This is a genomic window from Lawsonibacter hominis (assembly GCF_014287895.1).
In the GTDB taxonomy this organism is placed as follows: Bacteria; Bacillota; Clostridia; order Oscillospirales; family Oscillospiraceae; genus Lawsonibacter_A; species Lawsonibacter_A hominis.
Genome location: NZ_JACOPP010000004.1, coordinates 144,942 through 157,671 on the forward strand (window position 1 = coordinate 144,942; position 12,730 = coordinate 157,671).

The 12,730-nt window shown below is 64.0% G+C and carries 2 protein-coding genes; both read right to left on the reverse strand.

Features of this window, described 5'->3' with window-relative positions; all coding sequences use genetic code 11:
- Positions 1-47 precede the first annotated feature (47 nt).
- Positions 48-12,425 carry an S-layer homology domain-containing protein gene (locus H8S57_RS04785; RefSeq protein ID WP_186906938.1) on the reverse strand — a complete coding sequence of 4,126 codons (12,378 nt, stop codon included), beginning with the start codon at positions 12,423-12,425 and terminating at the stop codon, positions 48-50.
- 25 nt (positions 12,426-12,450) lie between these two features.
- Positions 12,451-12,693 (reverse strand): DUF2442 domain-containing protein, encoded by a 243-nt coding sequence (locus H8S57_RS04790; RefSeq protein WP_186906939.1) that lies wholly within the window; start codon positions 12,691-12,693, stop codon positions 12,451-12,453.
- Between the last annotated feature and the right edge of the window lie 37 nt (positions 12,694-12,730).

Genomic DNA, 12,730 nt, shown 5'->3' on the forward strand with positions numbered 1-12,730 from the left:
AACGCGCCTGCGGGGACCGCAAGGCGGTCCCCGCAGTTCTTATTCTCTCATACGCCGCAGTATTTTTCAACCAGTTTTGTCACAAAGCGGGTCAGCAGCGTGCTCACCTCCATGCGGCTTGCGCTCTGCTTCGGTGCAAAGGCGTTCCCGCCGACGCCCTGGACCAGGCCGGCCCGGGTGCAGATATCCACGCAGTCCGCCGCCCAGGTGCTGATGCCCGCGCCATCGGCGAACGCCGCGCCGGAGAACTCCCGGTCCAGCGTCCAGCCCAGGTGCTCCAGGAAACGGCACAGGAACACGCACATCTGCTCCCGGCTGACCGGGTCGTCCGGCCCGAAGCGCTCGGCGCTGTAGCCGTCCGCGATACCGTTTGCAACGGCCCACCGTACCGCCTGGCGGTACCACTCGCCCTTCAGATCGGTGAAGGTCAGCCCGCCCTCCGCCGCCGGGCTGCCCGCCATGCGCCAGAGCACGGTAACGAACATGGCCCGGGTCATGGGCAGGTTGGGAGAGAACAGACCCTCGCCCGTACCTGTGAACAGCTCCCTGCGGGCGGTAAAGCCGATGGACTCAGCGCCCCAAAGCCAATCGGTATCCTCGAAATCGGCGCTGCCCATCACCAGCGCGTAGTCTCCCGCGCCCGCGGCGATATACTGCGCGGCGCCGTCCGAAACCAGGCACCACGGCCGGATGACCGCCGTTCCGCCCAGGTCGGTATACTGCACCACCATGCCGCTTTTTGCCTCATCCGGCTTTACGATCAGGCGGTTCACGTCGAAGCCTTCCTCCAGCGTGCCCCTGGGGATATAAACGGCCAGGCCGCCGCCCTTGAGCACCACATTGCTGGTCTGGTTAGCCTCCACGATGCTTTGGCTGTCCGCACGGGTCAGGTCCGCTTTGGACGACTTGATGGTATACACCGCCGAGCCGTTGCCGTCCGCGCTGACCCCGCGCAGGTTGCTGCGGCTGCCCGCGCTGGAGGAGCCGCCGAAGATGCTGTTGTCAACGACGGTCACCACGATCACGTCCGCCCCGTCCCAATAGCCGCTCGCACCTTCGTAAGCCGCCGCCGAAGCATTCTGGAGCGCCTGTACCGCGCCGTCATATCCGGCCTGTGCGGCTTCTACGGCGGCCTTCAGCCGTTCCAGCTCCTCCGCAACCGGGTCCTTCGCCTCTGCCAGCGCCCGTTTGGCGTCGTTCAGCGTCTTCCGGGCGGCAACCAGCGTCGCGAGCTGTGCCTGCGTGGCGCCATAGACGCCGCGCACCGCCACCAGATACTGCCCCGCCTTGAGGCCTGTAAAGGTCTTGGCCCGCTGATTGACCGCCGGGTCGTCGGCCAGGCTCCAGACGATGTCATCCTGGGTGCTCTGCGCTGTGTCCAGCGCGAGGAAGTCTGCGATGCCGGGCGTGCTGCCCTTGTAGCCGGGTGCGGCCAGGATGGCAAACTCAAAGCTTTCCGTGTTGCCGCCTGCCGCGGTGGCCAGCACCTGTCCGTCCGATGCGGAGCTGCTGGATGCATTCAGGGTGACAGCCCGCACCGTAATGGCGTCGTCCGCCACGCTCACCGGCAGACTGCTCACATTTGCCGGGTCTGCCGCGTCCCGTACCACCAGCAGGTACGCGCCGGGGGTCAGGCCTTCGTAGACGCACCGGAACGCGTTGCCCTTGTTCACCGGCGTCCAGACCAGTTCCGTGTCCTCCGCCAGTCCGTTCAGGTCATAGCCGCCGGGAACCAGCGCCGTCTGGTAGCGGGCATGATAGTCGTTTTGTGCCTCGTTGGAATCCTCCCCGTGATAGGAGGCGCCGACGGCCCCGCTCAAGTCTGCTTCCACTCTGCCGTTGTTCCGGGCCTGGTTCCAGGCGCCGGTGGAGGCGGCGGAGCACCCGGCAAGGTCCAGCTTGAGGGCGTCTACGGTGCATGCAATGCTGTTCCGGTTTCCGCCCGCATCCTCCGCTGTGATGGTGTAGGTACCGTTGTACGCGATCTCCAGCGTCCCGTAGAGGTTCTTGCCCGGCTGCGCGTTCACCTTATAGCCGTTGACGGCCACATCCGTGATCTGCGCAGCTGCGCTTCCGGTCTTGTAGGCGCTCCACTCCAGCGCTCCGCCGGCCTGGTTGAAGGCCAGCGTCACCTGCGGCAGATTTGCGTCCACCTGGCCCATGTACAGCACTTGCGCGCTCCAGGTCTTATCACTGTTTACGGTGCGGGTCCAGTAGATGCCGTTTCCGCTGACCTTGAACATCGCCGCGTTCGAGGCCTCGGCGGTCATCGGCGCAAAACTGCTGCCGTCGAAGCAATAGACTTCATGCGTGTTTCCAGTGGCCTTTTCATTTCCGCTCTGCTCGGTAAAGGTGATGTTCAGTTTCTCGATGGCCCCCGTACCGACGGGAGTCCCACCCCACTTGGCCGCATCCAGATAGAAGTCCGCACCGTACCGCGGTACGGCCACGGTGGTCTCGTCGCCCGAAGCCGCCGTGTTGAACCAATCCACGATCAGGGTGGTGCTGACGGTGTTTCCGGAGATATCCACCGCCGTGATGTCGTAGTTCCCGTTGGCGGCCAGGGCTCCGAAATCATACCGCCAGAGCAGGCCGTCCCCATCCAGCTGCGTTACCGCGCCGCTGGCGGCGTTGCAGCGGGTGCCGTTTATGCTGATATAGTCCAGTCCGTTGTTGTCCAGCACGTAAAGGGACAGGGGGATCGCCGCGCCCCCGCCCGTGATGGAAGCCGTGGCGGGGAAGCTGCGGCTCCAGATGAAGAGCGGGTTGGTCCCGTCATAGTCCGGCGTAGGCACCACGCCGCCGGAATAGTGCTCCACCAGCCGGTCAAAGCTTGCGGTGGTGCTGGTGATCTTGACGGTCACGGTATACGCCGTGTTGTCGTCGTTCGAGCCGAGCGTGATCTTCGTGGGCGTCGATCCGCCGGTGGCGTTGGTACAGGCGTCGCCCTGATAGTTGGGATAGTCCTTGCTGCTCACCTCGATCGAGCCCTGGAAATAAAGGTCGATGGACTCGGCCACGGTACGGAAGGTGAAGGATGCGCCCTGCTCGCCGATGGACAGGTTGCTGCGCAGGGGGATCTCCGCGCTCCCGCCCGTGCCCCAGCCGGGGGCGCTGTTGAACGCCCAGGACTGGTTCCCGACCGCTTCCGCATCGTAGGGCGTACCGTCGGCGTTGTAGAAGGTGAACGCGCCGTTGTCGTTGAAGATATCGATGCCCTCGGCAGCCTCCGTGACGGTAAAGGCCACGGCGACCCGGCTTTCCGTATCCGCGTCATAGAGATGGATGACGCCGGTGCCCGGCCTGGAGGGCGTGATGGACAACACGCCGGAGACGCTTCCGCCTGCGGCCGTGCTCTGCCGGAAATTGAGTATGCCGATGTTTGGTCCGTCTGTGGCATCGTCGATCTCCGTGACGCTGAGGGCGGGCCGGGTCCCCCGGGCGCTGACCGCGGTCACGGGCACCAGCGTGGTGGTCCCCATGGGGATGACCACGGAAGGAGCCGCGGTATAGCGGGTAACTGCCTGCAGGTCGACCGTCTGCGCGTTATTGGCGGCGTAGTACTCGTCATGTACGGCGTTGACCACGCCCGCGTCCAGGCCGGTAATCCGGTCGGAACCGGTGAACAGCTCGATCTTCAGCTTCAGGTAGCCGGACTCTCCCGCCGCGAAGGCCTTGGAAGGCACTGTGACGGTGCCGCTGACCCGCCTGCCGTATCCGGCCTCCAGGTCGTTGTTTCCGTCCGCGGCGTTGTAGAGGTAAAGGATCCCCTGCGCCAGATTGGCGTCCCCGTTTTCGTCCGCCGCCAGGGTCTCCAGCCTTCTGGCCTGGTCGACGGTCAGGTCGCTGCCCGTGAGGGGGAGCACCGCGTAGGTGGCCTCGCCGTTTTCATCCGTTGCGTCGGCATAGGTAAACTGCGCATAGACGCCCTCCGCCTTGCCGGAACCCCGGTTGGCAGCCACGAACTCCACGTTCAGCGTGGTCGTGCTGCCGTCTGCCGAAACATTTGCGACTGTGGCCGTCAGATCCTCCACGCCCAGGTCCGGGTATTGCTCCACCGTGAACAGGTCGACGGATACGTTGGCGGGGTCTTCGTAGCCCGCCCCCTCGTACTCCTGCAGGGTAAGGGTGAACGTTGTCCCCTCCGGCAGGTCGCGCTCCAGCGCGGCGCAGTCGCCGTCCAGGACCAAGGTCTGTCCCGAGCGGATGTTGCTTTCGATCTTCCAGCTGGCCAACGCCTGACCATCGGCGGTCAGGGTGGCGGTGATGGGCTGCGCCGGGCTGCCCCGGAAGGCCGTGTCACCGGTGTTGACCGCACTCAGGCTCACATAGAGCCGGCTGCCCACGCTGAAGTCCGTGTGGCCGAACGCAAGCTTCCCCTCGCCCAGATTCTGGCTGCCTTTTCCGTAGCTCACGGCATACATGCCCAGGGAACTGCTCATGCCGCCGTCTGCATACTCCGGCATGACCATGTACGCGGTCTCGGCGCCGTTTGTATAGGAGACGACGCCCAATTCGGCCAGCGTCCCCTGCGTGAGCACCAGCAGCTCGCCCGCAGCGCCCTGCACGGCCTGTACGTTGGAGAAGGTCAGGTTGTTCTTGTCGCCCAGATCGTCGGGGTAGGCCTTCAGATTGGCCAGCACGTTGTCCGCGTCCTCACCGTAGAGGCTGCGCACGTCCGCGTCGGTCAGCAGGCCTCCGCCTTCTCCCGCAAGGCCCAGATAGGCCGCCTGGGCGGTAAGGCTGCCCCAGTCGTACCGGAGGGACGCCTCATAGGTGTCCATGTTGCGCATGGCCAGCATGACCCCGTCGCCCCAGGTATTGGTGGCCGGATCATATGCGGACAGATACAGGGCGTTGTTGGTGGTGTTGGGCACGCTCCCCACATAGACGGCAAACAGGTTGCCCTTGGCGTCCGCGCCAATGGTGACCTCCAGCTTGCCGGAGGCCTCCTGCGCCCCGTCCGCGTGCTTCGCGCCGGTAAAGAAGGGGTGGATGGCGCCCGTCTGGGATGCGGTGATGCTCTTCAGACTGTCATCCAAAATGAGATAGGTGGCCCCGTTCATTTCAAAGAGCAGGAAGGTATGCTCCTGCACCGCCATCGTGGAGAAGGATTCTTCCGTTCCGGTCAGCATATCGCTGTCGACCGCCGCGGTCAGGAAGCTCAGGTTGGAGAAATAGGGACTCTCATAGGCGGTAAAGGCCCCGGCGGCGGTATAGATTCCGTCCTTACCGCTGTCTTGGTCGTAATCCCGCGTCATGCGCAGCAGGTACGGCGTGCCCCACTCGACCGTATCGCCGGAGGCCGTGACCTTGCGCAGGAAGAGCCGCTCCACCGTAAGATGATCCGCGTTTTTGCCGCTGCCCTCGTAGGCGTCCTGCCGGGTGGTGTAGGCCAGGTAGTACGCGCCGTCGTCCAGCTGGGTGAACTCCACGTTGCCCAGCGTCTGTCCCTCGGCCAGCGCCATGGAGGATACCTTCCATACGCCGCCGCTCTGGCAGGCCAGGTTCAGGTTGGACCGGGTACCCAGCACGTCCAGCGTGGATTTTTTTGTGCTCTTCAGGTAGTCGGCGTAGTCGGTGTCCGCCATCCCGCTGTCCGTCAGGAACTGGACGTACCGATCGTACGCCTCGCCGGACGCATCCTGCGTCAGCGTGCTGCCGAAGAACACCGCGCTGCCGCTGCCGTTGGAGGCGGGTGCGAACACATAGCCCACGCTGCCTCCCGCGCCGTCGCCCCCCAGGATCTGGGCCGGATGGAAGGCCGCGTCATTTCGGATCTCCGGCGCGCCCTCGCCCTCACCGGAATAGGGCGTGCTGGTATAGCTCCATTCGGCGGCCTTGAGGACGGTGTTCTGCGCCGCGCTCTTCAGCCGGTCCTGGAGGTAGGCGTTGTAGCTGTCCAGGGACAGGTAGTAGGCATGCCATGCCTGATAGGAGTCCCGGTCCGCCGCATAGGCGCTCTGCGCGGCCTGATAGGCGCTCTCCGCCGCCGCAAGCGTGGCATAGCCCTCCGCGAGGGTATATTTCGTCCAGGTGCCCGAACCGGTTTCCTTGCACAGCGCCTGTTCCTCCTGGGGCAGCTGGCCGTAGTCCTCCGTAGTATAGGTCTCGCCGGTCGCCGTGTAGTAGGCGCTCTCTGCGGGCGCGGACGGCGCCGGTATGGTCTTATAGTTGTCCGCGTTCATACCGCCGTAAGGGGTCGAGCCGGGCTTAGTGGGCTCCGTCTGCGCGGCGGAGGCATAGCTCACCCATGTGCTGTGGATGGTGTAGGCGGCGGCGCCGCTCGTGCCGTCGCTCCCTTCCTCTACCCAGACGTCGAAGTCCAGGTCGCCGGTGCCGTCAGGGTCCAGCACGAGATACAGCGGCACGCCCGCTCCGGATGCTCCAGTCGGGTTGGCCAAGCCGTATTTGTATGCGGGCGTCTGGCCGTCCGCCGCCGTGTTGACCCGCTTGAGCTCGCTCATGACCAGCTGCGGGACATCCTCCCCGGCGATACCGGCTTCGCTCCGGGAGACGGTATAGACGATAAAGTCCCGCTCGCCCGCGCGGATCACCTTGTAATCCCCGCCGGGGAGCACAGCGGTGCTCAGGTTGGCCGCGTCCACGCTGCTGCCGTAGCCGGAAAGCTGGAACGGCACGGTCTCGTCGGTTGGGTCGTAAGCCAGGGTGCCCAGTTCGGGCTCAGCGTTGTCCTCCGGCGCGTAAAGCTTCTGTTCGGTGCTCTGGGGCGGGCGGATGGTGACCCCCAGGAAGCCGTCCTCCGATGCGTCCTGTACCCAGTCATTGAGGAAATGCCAGCCGGTCTCCCAGTCCGCTCCGTCATAATCCACACAGTAGGTGGCCGCGTCCAGCTCAAAGGTAAAGGCCAACAGCACCACCCGCAGTCCAATCCCGATGGAGAATCCAAAGCTCTCCACCGAGGCGGGCGCATACTTTTCATCGTTGCCCGCGTCCATGTCATAAGGGTCGTAATTGGTGTTGTATACCCCCAGCAGGAACGTGGCCTCCAGGCCCAGTTTGGCGTAAAGCTCCACCTTCAGCAGTTCCACGCCCACGCCCGCGCCCACCTCCAGGCCGATGGAGGGCGAGATGCTGATGCCCTTCCAGTACACCTCGTTGCGGATGTCCTGGATCTGGGCGATGTAAGAGATGGTGGTCTTGTCGAGGGTGGTCTGCGTATCGTAGTCCAGCGGCCGCAGCACCACCTTGACCGTCTCGGCCAGGGTCATGCCGTCCTGCTTTTTCAGCACCACCTGGGTGTCCGCCTTCCCGTCGGAGCTGATAAAGCCGCTGATATAGCCGGAGCCCTCCGGGGCGGGTTTCCAGGCGCCGTCCTGCTTGGTGTAAACGTCCACCGCCAATTTGCCGGAGAAGCGGACGTTGAACGCCTTGTACCCCGTTTCAAAGGAGTATGCGGCGGCCGCGTTGTAGGCCTCCAGCGCCGCGCTGTAGCTGCGGTAATGGCTCTTGTTGTATGCGCCGCTGACGGTCCACTCGTAATTCTCCTTTTCCGTGTCGGTAAGCACGCCGTACTGCTCGCCCGTCAGGAAGTAATCCCCCGTCTCCAGATAGACCGCCTTGGCGTCCGCAAACGCCGGATAGGCGGCGCTGTAGTAGTAGCCTGCCAGATCGGCCGCCTTGTAGAGCAGCTTTCCCGCCGCCGTCAGTTTCTCGTAGGCCGCCTGCGTGATGACCGCTCCGGCAGAGGGCCGCGCCATATAGGTCAGGCTGATCTGTTTTTCATAGTTGGCGGCCGATTTGGCGTCCAGCACCGCCGGAGTTATCTCCACAGAATCCCGGATGACCCCCAGCCCGGTGGCGATCTCGATGGAGCCGTCGAACTGGAAGTAGAAATAGACGATGGGGCACACCGTCAGCCGCGCCTGGATGCGGAAGGTGAGCGAAACGCTGAAGGATACGGTCATCCCCTCAAAATAATATCCGTTGTCCAGCGGATTGTATTCAAACAGGAAGGCCAGGCCCACCGCAAAGCCCACGCTGAAGCTCTTGGACTTGAACTGGGTCTTGTCGTACGGGTTGGGCTGCGGCGGGGACGAGGGATTGGGAGAGGCTGCCGCCGCCGCCGCGTCCGCATTTTTCTTCCGGGTATGCTCCGTAGCGGCTTTTTTATAACTCTCGTCCCCGCCGAAGTTCCCCTTCTTGAAGAAGTCGCCGAACTGCGTCCAGTTGTCCTTATTCTTATCCGCAAAGCCCTTGCTCTCGTCCCCTGTTTCGCCCAGGGGCAGCCCCACGGCAAAGCCCACCTTGTTTTCATCCAGCAGGATGGTCACATAGTCGGTGACCGCCAGCTCCATGGAGCCCAGATTGATGCCCAGGTCCACGTTGAACTCGCTCATTTCGCTGCCGGAGTCGTCCATATCCACGTCGGAGTTGGGCGAGGATTCATCCTGCATCTGCTTGAGGTACTCTGCGTCGGGTGTGGTGGAGTACCCGCCCAGGGTAACGCTGTCCGGCCGGACGGAATAGTCCGCGGCATCCTGCACGTACAGGGTGTCGTCATCCGTGCCGGCCGCCCCTCCGCCCAGCTTTACGCCGGACTGCACGCCCGCCAGGATATCCGCCGTGGAATAGCGCTGCTCCTGGGTGACCAGGGCGAACGTGGTGGTCCCGGTAAAGGAGCTCAGGTAGCCGTTCATGCGCTTGAGCCCTTCCTCCGTGTAGGCATAGCCGGTAATGATCCCCTCCTCGTCCCGCTCAATGGTATACTGCTGCGTCACCGGGGTAGGCCCGGCGATGCTGTTTTCCACGGTGATGGGCTCCGGAGCGGCAAAGGGATAGAGCATGTTCCCCCGGAAGACCGGATTCCAGGTATACGCCGCAGCGCCCTCCGCCAGGGTGGCAGGCGAAACGTCGCCGCCCAGAGGAATGTCCAGGGTGCTCCGGGCGTTGGCCGCCGCTCCATACTTGAGGTGTCCGTCGGCGGAGCGGGTCTCGGCTGCGCTGGAATTCTGCCGGGTCAGGCCGCTGACCAGATAGCGGTAAGCCCGCTGCTCCGGCGTCAGCCGGGAATAGGCGGCGCTGTCCGGGTTGACCGCCGTCACGAGGGCGGGCAGGATCTGGGCCCGCTCGCTCTCGCTGGCTCCCTCCGGCACCACCAGGCTGCGGGGCGTCATGGTATAGCAGGCCTTGATAAAATACTGGCAGTAATCCCCGTTGGCGTTTTTCTTGGGCGCAAACTGGGTCTCGTTGGCCGAACCCCCGGTGACGTAGGCGCAGAATTCATCCCGGACGCCGTCCACCGCAGTCAGGACGAAACTGGAGTTGGTCTCGTTGTAATAGCCGTCGATCTTGCCGTTTCCGTTGGCGTCCCAGTAGACCGCCATCCAGGAGATGGCCGTCTTCATGGCGCTCTGGGCCGTCCGGTAGTCCTCGTGATAATACAATACGCTCAATCCGCCCGCAAAATCGGCTTCCTGCAAATAGATCTTGGCGTTGCCCGCGTAGGCGGTGCCGTTGATGAGCAGCAGATCCCGGGAGGACAGATTGAAGCAGACCCACTGGATGTTGGTGGCGTCAAAGGACCACTCCGCAGCCCCCGACAGCGCGGTAGGCTTGGCCAGCGTCGTCTCCGTGCAGGCGGTGCCGAAATCCCCCGTGCTGCTGTTGAAGGTGCTGTAGCCATAAGTGATCGCAGCCGATACGCCATAGGTAAAGCCGTGGTCGCTGCCGTAAGTACTGCCGTCGTAGTAGCCGTTGAGGGGATAGTTGATCTTGTCGGTGTCGATCTGGGTCAGGCTGTTTTCCCTGCGGGGCACCGACTTCTCAAAGTCCACCGTAATGGTGCTGCTGCGGGAGTAACACACCCGGAACTTGTACTGGGCCCTGAGATCGCCGTCATTCAGCGGCGCGCTGGCGGAGCCCACCAGCTTGAAGGTGTAGGATTTTTCGGCCGCGTCGTAGCTGCCGGCGCCGAACTTGCCGAAGGTCTTCCAGGTGCTTCCGCCGTCTGTGCTCTGATAGACCACCACATTGGAGACATAGTACCCCGCGGGGGCGGTCCCGGCGGTGATCTTGACGGTGGAGCCCACATAAAGCTGGTTGGAGCCGTTCACGCCGCCCTTGCCGCCGACGATCTCCACCTTGGGCTGGAAGCCGCTGTAATTGGACTCGCTGAGCACGGCGCAGTTTGCCGGCGCGGTGTTGCTGTCGTTGGGCGTGGACACCTCGGTCTTGAAGGCGTCGACCGCAAAAATGCGGCGGGTCAGGCTCATGCTTTTCAGCCAGACCATACTCGCGTCGTTCAGCTCGTCGTGCTGGTGGCTGTCGTAAGAGGCATACCACAGGGACATGCCCAGGCTCAGGCTTCCCGTAAAGCCCATGCCGCCGCTGTAGGTACCGGAAAAGGGATTATAGTAATTGCTGCCGTCGTCCGAAGCCCGGATCGTCCAGCTCTTGTTCAGCGGCCCCGAGCCGAAGCGCTTGACATAGCGCGGATTGTCCACCAGACTTGTGCTGCCCTGCATGAGCCAGAGGCGGGGCTCCGTATAGGAATATTTATAGGTAAACCCGTCCAAATAAGAGGTGTCATGGCCCATCCGGGTCAGGATCTCGGCGCGGTAGCCGCTGAACAGCTGTCCCGCGATCTCCCGCGCGCCGCCCAGGGCCTCCCACCCGGCCGACTTCAAAACCGCGTCGGCGTCCTTCCGGCTGGCCAGGGCGACGCCCTTGTCGATGGTTACATCTACCGATCCGTTATAATCCTTGCCGATCTTCTTGGCCGTATCCCCGGCGCCGTAGAGTACGGCGGCGCCGTCGGTATTGGTTCCAATGCCCCAATAGCTCTTCTGCGCCGCTTCCGCCGTGCCCGTCCAGGCGCTCTGCGGGTTTGCGAAGACGATCTTCTTCAGGGAGGGGGCATAGGCCTGGAGGGAGATATCCCCCTGGGCGCCGTCGTCTACCAGGGTGGAATAGACCGGCTCCGGCTCTTCCGCCGCCACCTGCGCCCCGGTGACGCGCCCGCTTCCGGCGTTGGCCGCGCCGTCGCGTTCGGCCACGGCGCCGGACACATCCACGGCCTCCGGGTCATAGAGCTGGGTGGCCAGATTGGCCGCGCCGCCCCGGCCGGAGTTGATCAGCTCCACCCGCACCGTATCCTGGGCGAATCGGCAGCTGTCGTCGCCCAGCAGCTCGGAAAGCACGATTTCAAACGACACCGGCTCCATGGAGGCCGCGCCGTCGTCGATGAGTTCCACCGTTACCGGCAGACGCGTTACCCCGGCATAGAACATCAGCTTACCGCTGGTCTGGGCGTAATCCCGTCCGGCCAGGGCGGTCGCGTCCACCGTGGTATACTCCACAGACACCGGGCGCTGTGCGCCGCCCACCCGCTCGATCATGACCTGGGCGGTCCCGTCCGCCTGGTCTACGGTGACCTGGGAGACGGTAAAGCCAAGCGTGCTGGGCTCGGGATCGTTGGCGTCCTCAATGCGGAACAGAAGGGTATTGGCGCTTTCCAGCACCTGTCCGCCCTCACAGTCCCGGATGGTGAAGGCCGCCGCCTCCTGGGCCTCCGGCAGCTGGTCGGTCAGCGCGTCCAGATGGATCTCCTTGACCCACTCGCCATCGGCAAAGATCAGCTCGAAGGCCCAGCCGTTATAGGGGTCCTCCCCCTCGCCCAGCAGATCCAGCGGGGTATAGACCGGCTCGGCGTTGAGCTCCAGGCCCTCCGGGCGCTGCGCCAGCACTTCCTCCTCCGGCTTTTCATAGACCGTCCCGCGCAGGGACACCGAGCAGTATTCCACCCCGCCCAGCGTGTAGATGCAGCGGTAATCGTAGCTGCCGCTGTCGATGAACTCCGCGTCCGCCGGGACCTCCGCCCCGGCGGCGTCCTGGATGTCCTTCCACGCGCCGTCTGAGAGGATCTGCCACTGATAGCTCTGCGCCGTCTCGGACAGCCGGAGGGAATACCCCAGCTCGTCGGGCACCGCCCGCACCGCCGCGTCCCCCGTCTCCGGCACGGGCGGCATCCCCACCGCGTCATACCGGGCGCGGGGCAGCGGCTCCTCCACTTGGATGGCCACATCGTTGGCGCTGACGGCATAGTCGTACACCGCCCCGCCGTTCTCATCCTGGAGCAAAACGGGCTCATAGGTGAGATAGGCCGTCGCCCGGCCCGTGGTCCCGCCCAGGCGGTAGACCTTGATGACGCCGCTCTCCCCCTCCGAAAGGGCGAGTCCGGACGTCTCAAAGGCAAACGCGCCATAGGGGAACGTTTCCTCCCAGCTCTCGTCCACCGGCTGGGTGTTCCCGTTCGTATCCGTGTAGACAACGGACGTGGGTGCGCTCCCCTCCCCCGTCACCAGATAGGCCAGCGCGGAGCCGGATGCCTCAAAGAGCATCAGCACCGTCAGCGCCGCACAGAGCAGACGCCTGCACACACCGCTTCCTTTTTTCCCGCTCATTGTGTTCCTCCTTCCAATCCTTTCCTCACAACATCATGGAATCCAGCAGTTCGCTGATCGTCGCATGGATCGACTCGCCGCCCCGCTTCCAGATTACGGCGTCCCCCTGCGCCTGCGCCGTCTCAAACAAGCCGGGGTCCGCCAGCTTATGGAAGCGAATCGCCTGGATGCGCCGCTCCATATTCACGATGGCCTCGCTCCCGTTGCAGAAACAGACGCGCAGCCGGTATTCCGGGAGTGCCTGAACGGATGCCACCGATGCCCCCACGGTAAAAACCCTCCTTTCCGGTCGATGCCCCCTTGCC